Source organism: Pseudomonas sp. zfem004, assembly GCF_032621715.1.
GTDB classification, from domain to species: domain Bacteria; phylum Pseudomonadota; class Gammaproteobacteria; order Pseudomonadales; family Pseudomonadaceae; genus Aquipseudomonas; species Aquipseudomonas sichuanensis.
Genome location: NZ_JAVYJF010000008.1, coordinates 138887 through 154913 on the forward strand (window position 1 = coordinate 138887; position 16027 = coordinate 154913).

At 64.2% G+C, this 16027-nt stretch carries 12 protein-coding genes and 1 pseudogene; 2 read left to right on the plus strand and 11 right to left on the minus strand.

From position 1 onward, the window contains the following. Window positions 1–3: 3 nt before the first annotated feature. Entirely contained in the window at window positions 4–1203 is a 1200-nt protein-coding gene (locus RTH46_RS11300; protein WP_316905714.1) for a multidrug effflux MFS transporter, read from the minus strand. 282 nt (window positions 1204–1485) lie between these two features. Here RTH46_RS11300 and RTH46_RS11305 point away from each other — a divergent pair, with 282 nt between their 5' ends. Next, a complete protein-coding gene (locus RTH46_RS11305) occupies window positions 1486–1677 on the plus strand; it encodes a general stress protein (RefSeq protein ID WP_153785066.1) in 192 nt (63 codons plus the stop codon). Window positions 1678–1730: 53 nt separating this feature from the next. On the opposite strand, the gene RTH46_RS11310 is transcribed toward RTH46_RS11305, so the two are convergent. The 3 genes from RTH46_RS11310 to RTH46_RS11320 all read right to left on the minus strand — a co-directional run bounded on the left by RTH46_RS11310 (window position 1731) and on the right by RTH46_RS11320 (window position 7314). Beyond that, on the minus strand, window positions 1731–4070 hold the full coding sequence (locus tag RTH46_RS11310) for an RHS repeat-associated core domain-containing protein (RefSeq protein ID WP_316905715.1): 2340 nt from the start codon (window positions 4068–4070) through the stop codon (window positions 1731–1733). After that, window positions 4067–6769, minus strand: a complete 2703-nt coding sequence (locus RTH46_RS11315) for a hypothetical protein (protein ID WP_316905716.1) — start codon at window positions 6767–6769, stop codon at window positions 4067–4069. The genes RTH46_RS11310 and RTH46_RS11315 overlap by 4 nt, the downstream gene beginning before the upstream one ends. Before the next feature lie 233 nt (window positions 6770–7002). Beyond that, entirely contained in the window at window positions 7003–7314 is a 312-nt protein-coding gene (locus RTH46_RS11320) for a hypothetical protein (RefSeq protein ID WP_153785063.1), read from the minus strand. A 312-nt stretch (window positions 7315–7626) separates the two neighbouring features. On the opposite strand from RTH46_RS11320, the gene RTH46_RS11325 reads away from it, so the two are divergent. Continuing rightward, window positions 7627–8178 carry an ATP-dependent Clp protease proteolytic subunit gene (locus RTH46_RS11325; protein ID WP_153785062.1) on the plus strand — a complete coding sequence of 184 codons (552 nt, stop codon included), beginning with the start codon at window positions 7627–7629 and terminating at the stop codon, window positions 8176–8178. Window positions 8179–8298: 120 nt separating this feature from the next. Here RTH46_RS11325 and paaZ read toward each other — a convergent pair whose 3' ends face one another. From paaZ to paaC, 7 genes and pseudogenes are all read right to left on the minus strand, one after another. Further along, entirely contained in the window at window positions 8299–10362 is a 2064-nt protein-coding gene (gene paaZ / locus RTH46_RS11330; protein ID WP_316905717.1) for a phenylacetic acid degradation bifunctional protein PaaZ, read from the minus strand. Between the two features lie 34 nt (window positions 10363–10396). Continuing rightward, entirely contained in the window at window positions 10397–11629 is a 1233-nt protein-coding gene (locus RTH46_RS11335; RefSeq protein ID WP_153785060.1) for an OprD family porin, read from the minus strand. 35 nt (window positions 11630–11664) lie between these two features. Beyond that, window positions 11665–13233, minus strand: a pseudogene (locus RTH46_RS11340) (cation acetate symporter); the annotation flags it as partial. Continuing rightward, window positions 13224–13532 (minus strand): DUF485 domain-containing protein, encoded by a 309-nt coding sequence (locus RTH46_RS11345; RefSeq protein WP_110993846.1) that lies wholly within the window; start codon window positions 13530–13532, stop codon window positions 13224–13226. The pseudogene RTH46_RS11340 and the gene RTH46_RS11345, both read right to left, overlap by 10 nt. Before the next feature lie 129 nt (window positions 13533–13661). Next, a complete protein-coding gene (gene paaE, locus RTH46_RS11350) occupies window positions 13662–14738 on the minus strand; it encodes a 1,2-phenylacetyl-CoA epoxidase subunit PaaE (RefSeq protein ID WP_153785059.1) in 1077 nt (358 codons plus the stop codon). 15 nt (window positions 14739–14753) lie between these two features. Continuing rightward, window positions 14754–15278, minus strand: coding sequence for a 1,2-phenylacetyl-CoA epoxidase subunit PaaD (paaD, locus tag RTH46_RS11355; protein ID WP_153785058.1), 525 nt, complete (start codon window positions 15276–15278; stop codon window positions 14754–14756). Next, complete coding sequence (gene paaC / locus RTH46_RS11360; protein WP_153785057.1) at window positions 15265–16023, minus strand: 1,2-phenylacetyl-CoA epoxidase subunit PaaC; 759 nt, start codon at window positions 16021–16023, stop codon at window positions 15265–15267. The genes paaD and paaC overlap by 14 nt, the downstream gene beginning before the upstream one ends. Window positions 16024–16027: the final 4 nt, after the last annotated feature.

Consider the following 16027-nt stretch of genomic DNA (forward strand, 5'->3'; position numbering starts at 1 on the left):
TGGTCACTCCGGGTTGACGCTGCAGTTCGAGGCGCTGATTGTCTTTGCCAGGGCGGCGCGGGTCAAACCCAGGATGACCACGGCGGCTGCGGCCAACAACCAGGCCCAGGCCTGCGGGCCGAGGGTCGCCAGATGCCCGGCAAGAGGTGTGGCGCTCGACGAGATCACCAGTTGCAGGGCACCGAGCAGCGCGGCGGTGGAGCCGACATCGCGGTGTTGCGAGGACATCGCCAGGGCCATCAGCGTGGCCTCGCAGATGCCCAGGCCGAACAGTGCCAGCACCACGCCGCCCAGCAGCACCGGCAAGCCGCCGCCCACTGCCGTCAGCAGTGCACCCGCCCCCATGCACAGCGCGCCCCACCAAGCCACCCGGGCTACGCCGTGGCGCTTCACCCACAAGCCGGACCCAGCAGCACCCAGCAGAATGGCCACGCCACAGGCGCCGAACAGCATGCCGAACTGAGTGCTGGTGAGCCCGAAATACTGTTGGTACACGTAGGCAGAGCCAGCGATGTAGGCGAACAGGAAAAAGAACACCGCAGACAGCGCCAGCGCCGGGCGCAGGAAAGTACCGTCACGGGCGATGCGCGCATAAGTGCGCAGCACGCTACGGGGCGCCAGTCGCACGCGCTGCGTGACGGGCAAGGTTTCACCCAGCGCCAGGGCCGAGTTGAGCAGGGTCAACAGGCCGAGCCCAGCGAGTACCAGCATGATCGCCCGCCAGCCCCAGGCCGCATCCACCACGCCGCCCAGCGCCGGGGCGAGGATCGGTGCCAGGCCTTCGATGGTCATCAGCAGGGCGAAGATCTGTGCCGCCCGTACGCCGTCGGCAACGTCGCGCACCATGCTCATGATCACCACCAGGGTCAGCGCGCTGGCCAGGCCCTGGATCAGCCGGGCCAGCAGCAGCGTTTCCAGTGAGTTGGCCGCCGCCGCGGCCAGCGAGGTGAGCGTGAACACCAGCAACCCCACCAGCAACGGCCGACGCCGGCCCAGCGCATCCACCAACGGGCCGAACAGCAGCTGCCCGGCGCCCATGGCCAGCAGGAACACGGTCAGGGTCAGTTGCACCTGGGGATAGCCGGTGCCGAAGTCGCGAGCCATTTGTGGGAGGCTGGCCAGGTACATGTCGATGGCCGAAGGGCCGAGGGCGCCGATCAAGGCGAGGGAGGCGGCGAAGCGCAGGTTCGAGTGGGTGGGCATGACAGCAGAATCCATTGGACAAAAATAAACCTACCGATCGGTAGGTTGCGCAAAGATTAAGTACATTCATGGGAGGGGTCAACAGGTGTGTCGCGGGTCTGTGGGAGCGGGCTTGCCCCGCGATTGGCCGAAACTGCTTGTGCACCAAATACACCGTCGTCGCTTGTTTAGCGCCACCGGTCCGATGAATCCGCAATAAACCGAATCCGCCGTTATCGCCGTACTCCCACACCATGTACGGCACGCAACCGTGCATCCCCAAGCCAAACGAGGTTGATGATCATGGCTAACAAAGACAATGACCGGATGGGCAAGGACAGCGACAAGATGGGCCACCAGGGTGGCAGCAAGAATCCAGGGAATTTCGCCAATGACCGCGACAAAGCCGCCGAAGCCGGGCGTAAAGGTGGGCAAAGCACCGGCGGGGATAACCGTCACAGCCCCGAGTCCGGGCGCAAAGGTGGCCGCTCGTAAGTAGGGCCGTGCAGTGCCAGGGCGACCTGGCACTGCCTTGCAATGTGACCAAGTTACTGGAACTGACGGCTGATAGGTTGTTTATCACCGTTTGCGGCTCGACCACGCTTTTCGAGCGTCGATGGCATCTGCGGCCGGCTGATGATTTCGGCTACTCGCTGGGCGGGCCCTGTCTCGGCCCGTTGCATGCTTGGAAGAGAAGGCTTGCGGGTGGCGCTTGCCTGCTCGACCTGGGGCCCGATTTGTCTGGCTCCTGTGGAGTAATTGCTCACTGGGGTAGATTGGTCCAAAAGTGTGTCAAAGTTCGATTCTGTATCGGAATAAACCACGTTGTTGATAGTCATCGTGGTAGTGCTGAGCGTCGTGATGGTGGAGGCAATAGCGGCGGATGCATCGGCCATGCTGCCCACCTCCTTGAAAGAGGTACTGATCACATCTTTGATCGCGATACCGCCTTTGACGGCCGAGGCTGCCCCACCCACGATCCCCGCGGCCATGTCCACATAGCCGAGAATCTTTGACGCTTTCGCGTCGGGATCATTCATCGCCAATATGGTGATGCTCGTTGCAAGCTTGACGGTGCTGGCCACGGCTGCAATCGCGCCCATTGCCCCGCTTACTGTCGATACCGATGTGATGCCGGCAACCAGTCCAGCGCCAAGTCCAGCGCCAAGCGATGCCGTTACCCCTGCACCTGCAGCACCAGCGGTAAATGCCCCGGTGGCAACAGCCATGCCTATCGGTGCGAGGATCGGAATGACAGTCATCGCCAGCGCCAGAGCAGCCAACCCGATACCTAGCCACTTCATCCAACTGTGCCCGTCCGGGTCGAAACGGTTGACCGGGTCACCACCACAATAGGTGTAGGGGTTAAGCCCGCCCCGCCCGAAGGGGCTGGCGCTATCGGGCGCGAGGAAAATCATCAGCACTGGGTCATAGGGCCGGTAACCTGCCGCGATATACCAGCCCGTCAGCGGCTCACGGCGCTCGCCTGCAAACCCGAACGGGTTGGCGGAGCTCTGCGATGGGCCTGCATCGGCCCCGTGGGCCGTGTAGTGGTACTGGCGCAACTCCTCATCGGCCTCCAGCCGCACACTGCCCTGGGCATCGCAGCCGAGCAGCGTGGCCCGGTGAACACCGGCGGCCAGCCGATCGACCGCGAACAGCTGGCCAGCTTCGCCGATCAGGCGCAATTGTTCTTCACCGCGCAGTTCGTGGGTGAGGGCTTTGGCGCTGTGGAAGCTGCGGGTGAGTTGGCCATCGACCCGGCGGTCGCACAAGTTGCCAGCTGGGTCATACCCGTAGGTGCAGGTCTGGCCCTGGTAGCTGACGCTGAGCAGGCGGTCTTGCCCATCCCAGGTCAGCACGCGGCCCAGGCTGTCACGCTCGAGGCGGCCGCGAGCGTCATAGGCCAGGTCGATCTGCCTGGGCCAGCTGGCATGGGTATGAGTGATACGGGTGACCTGGGTTGGGTCGCTGCTGTTTTGGTACTCGAAGGTCGCGGTATCGCTGCTGTTGTCGGCGAAGGTCGAGACCACGTCGATATAGCAATCCAGTGCATCCAGGCGCAATACCTGCTTGACCACCAGGTTACCGAAGGGATCCTTCGGCGCAACCGCGAGGTCGGCCTCGTAGGTGTTCAACCGGCCGTGGCGATCATAGGTGAAGCGCTCCTCGCCCTGCACCGAGCTGTCGTCCCAATGGCGGCTCTTGAGCTGGTCGAGGTCGGTGTAGGTCAGCGTCTGCACCTTGCGGCTGGACTCACCCTCAACCACGGCGTCATAAGTACGGGTATGCTCCCGGCCAAGGCCGTCATAGGTCAGGGTCTGGGTCAGGCGGGTACCGCTGACCGTGTCACGGGTGGTGTAAGTGTGCGGGCGGGAGAACGCGTCGTAGCCGATCTCGCTGGTGACGTTGCCGACTGTGATCCGTTGCAGACGGCCGGCGCTGTCGAACGCGCGCTGGTGGTCCACGCCGGCGGCGTCTTCGAAGCCCAGCTGCAGACCGCCGAGGCTATAGCGCCAGGTGGTGACATGCGCCTGGCCATCGACCGTCCAGGTGTCGGTCTGCGGCTTGCCGGCAGCGGTGAAGGTCATCTGCTGAACGCCCAGCGGGCCACTGGCCGAGATGGTGGTGCCCAGGGTGCGGTCATAGCTGAAGCCGTGGGCGCTTTCACCAGCAGGGAGAATCTGTTCGACCAGGTTCTCCAACGCTTTGAGGTAACGGAAATCCACACGCTTGCCGTCGGCGAGGATGTTGTGGGTGGGTTGCAGTTGGCCTGCGGCGTAGTGATGTTCAGTGATGCGGCCTGCGCATTGGATGCTCAGCGGGCGGCCGAGGCCGTCGAACTGCTGGCGACCCATGGTCACGGGTTGTGCATAGTTGTTCATCATGGGTTCTCCACGGTTTGCATGGCCACCGACGTGGGGTGCTCGCCGTTGCTGTGTGGGGCGTAGGTCCAGAGGGTCTTGCGGGACTGTGAATCGCCGGCTTCAAGGCGCTCGACGACACGAGAGAACGCGTCGTAAGTGGTGCGGGTGCTGCTACCCACGCCGATGGCGGGTACGACGCTCTGCTCGATGACACGGTCCAACCCATCGCGAAGCTGGTAGGTTGTGCGCACCAATCGTCGCTTGTCAGGGTCGCCGCCACCGTCGTCATAGTGTTCGGTCTTCAACGGGCTGCCGTTGAGGTTCTTGTGCACGATCTCCAGGCTGCCTGCCTTGCCCTGGGCGGATTGCCAACGTTGATCGGTCTGGGCGATCGGGTCGTGCACGGTGTAGGTGGTCACACCATTGCCCGCAGTCACCTGTGCAACGTTGCCCCAGTGGTCGTAGCTGGTGGTGCTGGTCGGGCTGAACAGCGGCTGGCCGTCGGCTGCCCAGTCCGTTTCGTTGCGCGAGGTTTCACGCCCCAGGGCGTCATACTCGATGCGGCTCATGCAGCGAAAAGGTGCAGCCGGGTGATCGAGGTCTTCGAGCTCTACCCATACCGTGCGGCCGGCGCCGTCGAGCCAGGTGCGCTTGCGCTGGCCAGTGGCGTCCTGCTCTTCATGGCCCACGCTGGCCAAGAGCAGGCTGGAACCGTCGATACTCGGCACGCGTGGGGCATGTTGCATGACGAATGCGTCGCTGAGGTGGTAGGCAGAGGTGCGGGTCACTTCATATTCGGTACCGCTGGCGATGACACTGCTTACCACGCGCCCGAGCCTGTCGTAGGCGTGGTCGGCGTGCACTCCTGCAGCACTGGTCTCGCGCAGGGTCCGGCCGCTGACCAGGGAGCGGGCGGTGCTGGTGCGCATGTGCTGGGTTTGATCCGCCTCGTCACCTTCGATCACGGTGGTGGTCAGCAGTGTCGCCACGCCGTTTACGGGCTCGATGCTGTAGGTATGGCGGGTGGCGATCGGCCGCCCTGCCACAGTCTTGGTGGCGCTGGCCAGGCGGGCGTAGTGCGGGCCAACCGTATCGATGTACGAGTTGTCGGTAGTTTCGACCACGGCTCCGGCCGTTTCGTCCTCCAGTTGCTCGCGCTCGACCAGTTGCAGGGCGGGGTCGCCGGTGATCAGCGAAGGCAACGCGGCATAGGTGTAGCGGGTGACCATGACCGGCGCGGCACCGTGGGCCGGTGCGGGCGGTGTAACCCTGTGCAGTTTCAAGCGGCGCACCATGTCCAGGCCATCTTCAGGCGCGCTGCCGGGCTCGCCTTCGATCGGGTAATACTCCTTGAACTCCGTCACGCCATTGGCCTGGACCGACTCGAGTGGGTTGCCATAGTGGTCGAAGGTGGAGGTGGTGACCTCGCTGCGTTCCCGTTTGACGGTATCGCCCTGCCACTCGATAAATGTGGTGGTCACCTGGCGCGGCAACTGGCAGAACGCCGCCTGCTCTTCCCAGGATTTGCCGTAGTCGACGTGGTAGCTGGTGTCGACGCGGGTTTCATGGTCGCCGGAGCGGCGGCGCTCGAGGGTTTGCAGGTGGTAGCGATCCCAGTGACGCTGTACGGTCTGCTTGATCGAGCCGCTTGAGTTGGTCTGGGTTTCAGTGACGGAATATTCGTAGCGCTCACGCAGCTTGTAGAGGTTGTCGCGGCCCGATTCCCATTGGAAGCCCAGCTGGCTGCCAAAGCCGAGGTAGTTGTAGGCACCCATCCAGGCGTAGCTATACGACAGCGTGCCTGATGCCGCACTGTCGGTGTGCTCCCAGCGCAACACGCGTGGCAGGAAACTGATCGGCGCGCCGCTGGGCAGGCGATGCGAGTCCCCAGCGGTCTTGCTCCAGAACAACTTGTCGGTGGCGCCAAGCGGGCCGCCGACTTCCTTGGGGAACAGCAGCGACTGGCCGTTGCCGACATCTATAGCCTCATAGCTGAAGGCAAAAGGCATTTCGACTTCAGGCAGGTGCAACTTCGCCAGGCGGCTGTTCGCTTGTTCGAAGACGTAAACCGCTTCTTCGGCAGTACCCGGTGCGAGCAGCAACCTAGGTGAAGTGCCGCTGCGGTCGAGCCGGGCCAGCACGCATTGGTTGTCGTCGGTGATCTCCCTGAGGAAGTTGACACCGTTGGCCGAGCTCCACTGCAGGTGCAGCCGCCGGCCTGCATCGCTGCGCAGCTCATGCAGCACATAGGGGCCGCTGCCGTTGACCTGCTTGAGGACCTCGATACGGCCGTCTTTGTGAGTGATCCGATAACTGCCATCGTCAGTACGCACTACCCGCAGCGCATGCAGCTTGTAGTCGCGAAACGTCAGCTGGCCGTCCACGACGGCCTGAACTGCGTACTGTTCGCCCGTGCCAAGGCGCAGCGCCTGGGCGCCTTGTGCCAGTGACAGTTCGCTGACCAGCAGCGACCAGCCCAGGCCAAAGCCTTGGTTGCGATGCGAACCCAGGCTGCTGAACGCCAGGGTGAAGGGCAGGGAAGGGCCGCCAAGGTTATTGGCGATACCCAATTCGATGTTGAAGAACAGGTTGAACTGGCCCGTTCGTGGGTCGACCGCTGATTGCATGGCCGAGAGGAAGTTGCCGGCTTGTGTGTGAATGCCGCCCGTGTTGAAGGGCAGTTCAGGTGTTTGGGAGGTTTCAATGATGGGGTCTGACATTTCTTCTCTTCTGTGAAAAGGGTGTGAGCAATCGTTGCCGCTGGTGCGGTGCGTAATAGGTCAAGTCTTTATAAGGGGGTGTAGCGATTACGCCAGGGCATCTACAGCCAGTTGCCGAAGTTCAGGGTTTTGCTGCTCGTTGATGCTTATTTTGTTTGGCTGATTAAATATATATGGTGCATATCCAGCAGGCTGTATGCGCAATGGGTTCTAATGTTGCAGCCATTTAGGTATCACTGCGATTGAACGATATTAGGTGCTGAGGCTTCGGCGATGTGGGAACTTTCTGGTACGCCCAGGAGATTAGTCGTAGGTATTGTAGGTGTGCCATTGGCATTTAATGAAATAACCGCGGCAAAACCAGGTGGGGAGGCACCATAAAGTGCGAACCTGCTCAGCAGGCAGGGCTTAAACTTCAAGATGTCAGGAACGACTGATGTGATGTTTACAGATTGGTCTGTAAAGTATGCGTCTTGAACGCCAATGTACGGGTACAAAGCATGGCCTATTACCCCATCTATGACACTCTCAAGTTGCATGTCCATGGTCTGTCTCCATTAGCTGATCAGCCAGAGACAGAGTAAAAGGTCCTACACGCGAAAACAGATGGTGAAGGTTCCTGGTGACCCGGCCTGACTGCCCGGTGCTGCAGGCACACAGGCTGCGGGTAGGCAAAAAAGTCCATGCATGGCACGTTCCCACGAGTCGATACGTCTGGGAGCGCTCCGCACATTACAACCGTCCCCCCTGCTGGCCAGCGAGGCCATGGAACTTTGCCCCTGCCTCACGCCTCCACCGCTAGCAGGACATCGCGCAGGATCAGCCATCCAGCAACCCGAACGACCGGGAGCCCCCTTATGGCCAGGCACATCATCCACTACACCGGCCCCATCAACTCGTCCACCTGCGGCAACCTGATCAACACTTGCTCGCGCGCCCTGCAGCAAGGCGCCGAGCTGCTGCAGCTGAACATCGCCACCATGGGCGGGGAGTGCAGTTATGGCTTCACCCTGTATAACTTCCTGCGCAGCCTGCCGGTGCCGGTGCACACCCACAATCTCGGCACGGTGGAGTCGATGGGCAACATCATCTTCCTTGCCGGTAGCCACCGTACTGCCTGTGCGCTGAGCAAGTTCCTGTTCCATCCCTTCCACTGGACCTTGCACGGCTCGGTGGACCATGCGCGCATGGCCGAGTACGCCATGAGCCTGGATTACGACCTGCGGTTGTATGAGCAGATTGTTGTCGAGCGGACCGCAGGGGGCAGCGAGGCGCTGGATGTGCCGCGCTACTTGATGGCTTACCCGCGGATTCTGGGGCCGGAGGAGGCGCTGCGTTGTGGGTTGATCCAGGCCATCGACGATTTGCCGATTGCGGCGGATAGCACGCAGTGGAGTGTGCATGCGTGATTGCATGTGGGCGGTAGAGTGCATGGCGACAGGTTTGTAGCGCCCTCAAGATCGAGCGCCGCCCGCGCGGCGCTCGATCTCAAAGGCGCGGAAAAAACACCGGCGAACACCTAGTGGCCTTCACCCCACCTCAACCCCTCGCTTCACCACCAACGTCAAAATGTCATAACTCGCCACCAGCTCCCCATCCTGATTGATCACCTCCACATCCCAAGCCACCACCCCTTGCGGTTGCCCCTGGGGGCTGGTCTTGCCCTGGTCTATCTTGCGCTTGCAGGTCAACCGCGCCTGGATGGTGTCGCCAATCCCCACCGGGGTAATAAAGCGCAGGGTATCCAGGCCATAGTTGGCCAGCACCGGCCCTTCACCCGGCGAAACGAACAGCCCGGCCGCCGCCGACAGCACGAAATAGCCATGGGCGATGCGCTTGCCGAACTGCGACTGTTTCGCCGCGATCTCGTCGAAGTGCATGTAGAAGTGATCGCCCGACAGGCAGCCGAAGTTCACAAGGTCGGCCTCGGTCACCGTGCGCCGGTGAGTAAGCAACGACTCACCGATGCGCAGGTCATCGAAGTGGCGACGGAACGGGTGTACCTCGGTTTCGATTACCTCGGCGCCACGCACGTATTCGCCGGTCACCGCCATCAGCATGCTCGGTGAACCCTGCACCGCGGCGCGTTGCAGGTAGTGCTTGACCGCGCGCAGGCCGCCGAGCTCTTCACCGCCGCCAGCGCGGCCTGGGCCGCCATGCTTGAGTTGTGGCAGCGGCGAGCCGTGGCCGGTGGATTCCTTGGCCGCTTCACTGTCGAGCACCAGCAGGCGCCCGTGCCAGGCAGCAGCGGCCGGGATGGCCTTGGCTGCCACCGTGCGATCGGCGGTGACCAGGGTCGCCACCAGGCTGCCCTTGCCACGAGCCGCCAGGGCCAGGGCTTCGTCGAGGTCGTCGTAGGCCATCAGCGTGCTGACCGGGCCGAACGCTTCGATATCGTGGGCGCCGCCCTCGGCGTGCGGGTCGCGGGCCAGCAGCAGGGTCGGGGCGAAGAACGCGCCTTCAGCCACGCCGTCACCGACCGGGCTGAAGCCATCGCTGGCGCCCAGCAGCTGGTCGCAGCTGTCCAGCAGCATGCGTACGCGTTCACCGACATCGCGCTGCTGCTCGTGGGAAGCCAGGGCGCCCATGCGCACGCCCTCGACCGACGGATCACCGACCACCACTTTGCGCAGCCGTTCGCGCAGGCGAGTGGCTACGGCGTCGATGTGCCTGGCCGGGACGATGGCACGGCGGATCGCCGTGCATTTCTGCCCAGCTTTGGTGGTCATCTCCCGCGCCACTTCCTTGATGTACAGCTCGAACTCTTCGCTGTCGGGGTTCACGTCCGGGCCGAGGATGGCGCAGTTGAGCGAGTCGGCTTCGGCGTTGAACGGCACCGAATTGCGCACCAGGTTCGGCGTGACGCGCAGCTTGGCAGCGGTGTCGGCGGAGCCGGTGAAGGTCACCAGGTCCTGGCCCTGCAGGCGCTCGAGCAGGTCGCCGGTGCTGCCGACCACCAGTTGCAGGCTGCCGGCCGGCAGCAGGCCCGATTCATTCATCAGGCGCACCACGGCTTCGGTCAGATAGCTGGTGGAGGTGGCCGGCTTGACGATACACGGCATGCCAGCGAGGAAGGTCGGGGCGAACTTCTCCAGCATCCCCCAGATCGGGAAGTTGAAGGCGTTGATGTGCACGGCCACGCCGGTGCGCGGCACCAGGATATGGCTGCCGGCGAAGTGGCCTTGCTTGCCCAGCGGAATCGCCGGGCCCTCATGCACCAGATTGCCCGACGGCAGCTCGCGGCGGCCCATGCTCGAATAGGCGAACAGCGTGGCGTTGCCGCCTTCGATGTCGATCCAGCTGTCGGCGCGGGTGGCGCCGCTGTGATGGGACAAGGCGTAGAGCTGTTCCTTGCGCTCGGCCAGGTACAGCGCCAAAGCTTTGAGGCGCGCAGCGCGTTGCTGGAAGTCCATGGCCAGCAGGGTTTGCAGGCCCTGGACACGGGCGAAATCGACCGCTTCGGCGAAGTCCGGGCGTTCTTCGTGGCTGTAGGCCAGGACGTGGCCGTCGAGGGCGCTGCGCAGGGCCTGGGCGCCGTGCTGGCCGATCCAGCGGCCGGCGATGAAGCTTTGCAGGGTAGGGGCGGCGGACATGCTGTTCTCCATGCTGTATAGACAGGCGGCGCGCTTACCAGAGCGCCAGGGTGTAGCCGATGATCAGGCGGTTTTCGTCCACGGCATTGGTCAGGCCATTGCCGGAACGGAAGGTCACGTTGCGCCAGCGCAGGCTGACGTCCTTGAACGGGCCGCTCTGGATGACGTAGGTGATGTCGGTGTCGCGTTCACGCTCGCGGCCATTGTTGAGGGTGGCGGTCTCGGCATGGCGGCCGTCGGTGTAGCGGGTCATGAAGCTCAGCCCGGGGATGCCCATGGCCACGAAGTCGTAGTCGTAGCGCAGCTGCCAGGAGTCGAGCCCGGCACGGGTGAAGGTGTTGTAGGTGACCAGGTTGACGGTGTACGGGTCGCCGCCGTTGAGGAACGGGAAGGCACTGTCGCCGGACATCTGCTGCCAGGTGGCGGTGAATTTGTGGGCTTTCACGCCGAGGGTGAACATGGCGTTGAAGTTGCGGTTGTCTATGCGCCCGGCGCGCTCGGCGCCATCGCCGCGGCTGTCGAAGTAGCGCAGGTCGCTGCGCAGGCTCACGCCCTCGGCCAGCGGTTGGGTGTGCAGCAGGCCGACGTACTGCTGGCGGTAGATCTCTTCGAGTTTGGCGTAGTAGTAGCTGACACTGGTCTGCGGGGTGAAGGCGTAGCTGCCGCCACCGAAGTCGAAGTGATCGCTGGTGGCGGCGCCATAGCCGATATCGTCGCGCCCGGAGGAATCACGCAGGTTGGCCTTGGTCAGGCGCCCGCCATTGAAGGTCAGGCCGTCGAGCTCCTGGCTGGTCAGCAGGCCGCCCTGGAAGGTCGAGGCCAGCAGGCGGGTGTCGTTGTACACCACCACCGGCAGGATCGGCTGCAGGGTGCCCAGACGCAGTGTGCTCTTGGACACCCGAAGCTTGCCGGTCAGGCCCAGTTCGCTGTAGTCCTCCACCGGTTCCTTGCTGTTGGGGCCGAACGGCAGCAGGCCGGTGCCGCGCCGGTCACGGCTGGAGTCAAGCTTGATGCCAAGCTGGCCCATGGCGTCTACCCCGACGCCGACCGGGCCATCGGTAAAGCCCGATTCGAAGCGCGCGGTGAAACCCTGGCCCCATTCCTCGGCCTTGTTCTGCGGTGCGTTGTCCTGGCGGAAGTCGCGGTTGATGTAGTGGTTGCGCAGCTCGACGCGCGCGTGGCTGTCGCCGATGAAGTCCGCCAGGGCCGGCAAGGGCAGGGCGAGGGTGGCCAACCAGGCGGCCGAGGTGAGGCGTGTGCGGTTCATTGTTGTTGTCCCCGTCGTTCTTATTGTTCTTGTGATCAGTGCTTGCTGGCGCCGGCGGCGCCGATACCGGTCATGGAGCGGATGAACTGCGCCAGGTAGCGGCCACGTTCGTCCTGGGCGCGCTGCGAGCTGTCGGTGACCGAGAAGGCCCAGGCGCCGAGGAACGCCAGCGACATGGAGAACAGCGCCGGGTTGCTGTAGGGGAACAGTGCGTGCTCGTTGTGCAGTACGTTGACCCATACCGCCGGGCCCAGCACCACCAGCACGATCGCCGAGACCAGCCCGGCCAGGCTGCCGCCCACCGCACCGCGGGTGGTCAGGCCTTTCCAGAACATCGACAGCAGCAGCACCGGGAAATTGACCGAGGCGGCGACGGCCAGTACCAGGCCGGAGAGGAAGGCGATATTCTGCGATTCGAACATCAGGCCCAGCAGCACCGCGAACAGACCGATCACCAGGGTGGCGATGCGCGACACGCGCATTTCCTGCTGCTCGCTGGCCTGGCCTTTGCGCATGACGCAGGCATACAGGTCGTGGGACACGGCCGAGGCACCGGACAACGCAAGGCCGGCAACCACGGCCAGGATGGTGGCGAAGGCCACAGCCGAGATGAAGCCGAGGAACAGGTTGCCGCCCACCGCCTGCGCCAGGTGCACCGCGACCATGTTGCCGCCGCCGATGATCGCGCCCGCGGCATCGCGGTAGGACGGTTCGGTGCCGACCATGACGATGGCGCCGAAGCCGATGACGATCAGCAGCAGGTAGAAGTAACCGATGAAGCCGGTGGCGTAGAACACGCTCTTGCGCGCTTCCTTGGCGTCGCTGACGGTGAAGAAGCGCATCAGGATATGCGGCAGCCCGGCAGTGCCGAACATCATCCCCAAGCCCAGTGAAATCGCATCCACCGGATTGGACAACAACGCCCCCGGCGCCATGATCGCCTGGCCCTTGGCATGCACGGCCACGGCGCTGGCGAACATCGCCTCGGTGCTGAAACCGAAGTGCTTGAGCACCATGAAGGCCATGAAGCTGGTGCCCGACAGCAGCATCACCGCTTTGATGATCTGCACCCAGGTGGTGGCGAGCATGCCGCCGAAGGTCACGTACAGCACCATCAGCACGCCCACCAGCATCACCGCATACAGGTAGCTGATGCCGAACAGCAGTTCGATCAGCTTGCCGGCGCCGACCATCTGCGCCACCAGGTACAGCAGCGCCACGGTCAGGGTGCCGAACGCCGAGGTGATGCGCACCGGGCCCTGGGCCAGGCGGTAGGAGACCACATCGGCGAAGGTGTACTTGCCCAGGTTGCGCAGGCGCTCGGCGATCAGGAACAGGATGATCGGCCAGCCGGCCAGTACGCCCAGGGCGTAGAGCAGGCCGTCGTAGCCGTTCATGAACATCATCGCCGAGATGCCCAGGAAGGACGCGGCGCTGATCATGTCGCCGGCGATCGCCAGGCCGTTCTGCATGCCGGTGAGGCCACCGCCGGCGGTATAGAAGTCACTGGCCGAGCGGGTGCGCAGCGCCGCCCAGCGGGTGACCAGCAGGGTGAAGCAGACGAACACCAGGAACATCGAGATGGCGGTCCAGTTCATCGTGCGCACTCCTGCTTGACCTTGTCGTTGAGCGGGTCGAGCACGGTGTTGGCGCGATGGGTGTAGATCCCGGTGAGGGCGAAGGACAGCAGCACCATCAGCACCCCGACCAGCATGCCGACACTGGTGACCCCGCCGCTGAGGGACTGGCCGAGCACGCCGGGGGCGAAGGCCACCAGGAGGACGAAGCCGTAGTAGGCGGCCAGCATGGTCAAGGTGAGGGTGCCGTTGAGGCGGCGCTTGCGCTTGATCAACTGCTGGAAGTCGGGGTGGTTGTTGATGCTCTCGAGGTGTTCGGGGGTCATGGCTGGCGTTCTCTCTGGCTGTTGTAATTGTTTTTTCAGGTCACGCGGGGGTAGCTTTTGGATATCGCGGGGCAAGCCCGCTCCCACGTCAGCTACCTGCGTGGGAGCGGGCTTGCCCCGCGATCGGGTTCAAAGCTGATCGAAGTCGAGCACCACCTTGTCGCTCAGGGGGTAGGTCTGGCACGACAGCACGTAGCCGGCGGCCACTTCGTAGTCTTCCAGGGCATGGTTGCTGTCCATCTCCACCTCGCCCTCGATCACCTTGCACTTGCAGGTCGAGCACACCCCGGCCTTGCACGAGTACGGCAGCTCGGCGCCGATGGCGTTGCCGGCATCGAGCACGCTGCGGGTGTTGCGCGGCAAATCGAAGGCCAGGGCGCGGCCATCGCTGATCACCGTCACCTGGCTGACCGCCGAATCCAGCTCGCGCGCCGCCTCGCGGGCTTCGCGACGGGCTTCGCTGCCGGCGGCGGCGAACAGTTCGTAGTGGATGCGCGCGTTGTCCATGCCGTTGGCCCGCAGGCTGTCGCGCACGGTCTCGGTCATGGCCTGGGGGCCACAGATGAACGCGGCGTCGAGCTGCTTCACATCCAGCCAACGGGAGAACAGCTGGCCGCACTTGTCGGCGTCGATGCGGCCGTTGTACAGGTCGACGTCCTGTTGCTCGCGGCTGAACACGAAGATCAGGTTGAGGCGGTCCAGGTACTGGTTCTTCAGGTCTTCCAGGCGATCGCGGAACAGCGCGCTGTTGCTGGCGCGGTTGCCGTACAGCAGGGTGAAGCGGCTGTGGGGTTCGGTGGCCAGCGTGGTCGCGACCAGGGACAGGATCGGCGTGATGCCACTGCCGGCAGCCACGCCCAGGTAGTTGCCCTGGCGCGCCGGGTCCAGCGATACGAAGAAGTTACCCGACGGCGGCATTACCTCCAGTTGCTGGCCGGCCTTGAGCACTTCATTGGCAAAGGCCGAGAAGCGCCCGCCGGGCACGCGCTTGACCGCCACGCGCAGCTCGCCATCCTGCACGGCGCTGCAGATCGAATAGGAGCGGCGCACTTCCTCGTCATCGAGCTGGGTGCGCATGACCAGATACTGGCCCTGGGTGAAGCGGAATTGTTCCTGCAGATGCGCGGGCACGTCGAAGGCGATGGACACCGCGTCGCGGGTTTCCTGGCGCACTTGCTTGATGGTCAGGCTGTGAAACGGGCTCATGGCGTTCTCCACGGCTCAAAGGCATTTGAAATAGTCGAACGGCTCCAGGCACGCGCGGCAGCGGTACAGCGCCTTGCAGGCCGTGGAGCCGAACTGGCTGAGCAGTTCGGTATGGGCGCTGCCGCACTGCGGGCAGCACACGCTGGGCGTGCTGCCGCGCAGGCTGGCGCTACCCGCGGGTGGCGCGATGCCATAGGCGCGCAGGCGCTCACGGCCTTGCGCACTGATCCAGTCGGTGCTCCAGGCCGGCATCAGTCGGCGCTCCAGCGCGGGTTCGGCGAAGCCGGCCTGCTCCAGGGCCTGACGGATGTCGCCCTCGATCACCTCGGTGGCCGGGCAGCCGGAGTAGGTCGGGGTGACCACCAGGTGCAGGTGGCCGGCGCGCCAGTCGAGGTCGCGCACTATCCCCAGGTCTACCACGCTGACCACCGGCACTTCCGGGTCCATCACTTCGGCCAGCACCGCCCAGGCATGGGCCAGGTCGCCGTGCTGCTGGGCCCGGGCGCCGCGGTCGCCGGCGATCAGCTCACCAGGTTGCATCGGGGTAGGCTCGCGGCAGGAATTGCATCTCGGCCAGCAGCAGGCCGAGGTGTTCGGTGTGCAGGCCCTTGCGCCCGTCCAGGTAGAAGTGGCTGGCGGCCTTGGGCAGGGGCAGGTCGACCGAGGCGAAGATGGCGGTGACGGTGTTCAGCCAGTGTTGGGCGATCTGCGCTGGGTCGGCGGCGATACCGGCCTGGGCCAGTTGCACTTCGCCGTCGTTGGCGACGCTCAATTCGACCGTGAAGCGCCACAGCGCCGGGATGGCTTCGAGCATGCGCCGACGGCTTTCTTCAGTGCCGCCACCCAGGCGCTGCACCCATTCGCCGGAGCGGCGCAGGTGATAGGTGACTTCTTTCAGGGCCTTGGCGGCGATGCCGGCGATGCGTTCATCGCTGGAGGCCGTCAGCGCTTCAAGCGTGGCGTGGTGCCAGGCGTCGTAAAGGAACTGCTTGAGCATGGTCACGGCGTAGTCGCCGTTGGGTTGCTCGACCAGCAGCAGGTTGCGGTAGGCGCGTTCATCGCGGCGGAACGCCAGCGCGTCGGCGTCGCGGCCGTCGTCCTGCAGTTCGGCGGCGTAGTCCAGCCAGTTGCGGGCCTGGCCCACCAGGTCGAGGCCGACGTTCATCAGCGCCAGTTCTTCTTCCAGCGCCGGGGCCTTGCCGCACCACTCGCACAGGCGCTGGCCCTGGACCAGGGCGCTATCGCCGAGCAGCAGCAGGTATTGGATAAGTGCTTGCTTGTGCATGGCG

Coding starts and splice junctions, on each gene's coding strand:
- RTH46_RS11320 (WP_153785063.1), bottom strand. CDS start 7,314: ATGGACATGCAACTTGAGAGTGTCATAGATGGGGTAATAGGCCATGCT.
- paaC (WP_153785057.1), bottom strand. CDS start 16,023: ATGCACAAGCAAGCACTTATCCAATACCTGCTGCTGCTCGGCGATAGC.
- RTH46_RS11305 (WP_153785066.1), top strand. CDS start 1,486: ATGGCTAACAAAGACAATGACCGGATGGGCAAGGACAGCGACAAGATG.
- paaE (WP_153785059.1), bottom strand. CDS start 14,738: ATGAGCCCGTTTCACAGCCTGACCATCAAGCAAGTGCGCCAGGAAACC.
- paaD (WP_153785058.1), bottom strand. CDS start 15,278: ATGCAACCTGGTGAGCTGATCGCCGGCGACCGCGGCGCCCGGGCCCAG.
- RTH46_RS11310 (WP_316905715.1), bottom strand. CDS start 4,070: ATGATGAACAACTATGCACAACCCGTGACCATGGGTCGCCAGCAGTTC.
- RTH46_RS11315 (WP_316905716.1), bottom strand. CDS start 6,769: ATGTCAGACCCCATCATTGAAACCTCCCAAACACCTGAACTGCCCTTC.
- RTH46_RS11325 (WP_153785062.1), top strand. CDS start 7,627: ATGGCCAGGCACATCATCCACTACACCGGCCCCATCAACTCGTCCACC.
- paaZ (WP_316905717.1), bottom strand. CDS start 10,362: ATGTCCGCCGCCCCTACCCTGCAAAGCTTCATCGCCGGCCGCTGGATC.
- RTH46_RS11335 (WP_153785060.1), bottom strand. CDS start 11,629: ATGAACCGCACACGCCTCACCTCGGCCGCCTGGTTGGCCACCCTCGCC.
- RTH46_RS11300 (WP_316905714.1), bottom strand. CDS start 1,203: ATGCCCACCCACTCGAACCTGCGCTTCGCCGCCTCCCTCGCCTTGATC.
- RTH46_RS11345 (WP_110993846.1), bottom strand. CDS start 13,532: ATGACCCCCGAACACCTCGAGAGCATCAACAACCACCCCGACTTCCAG.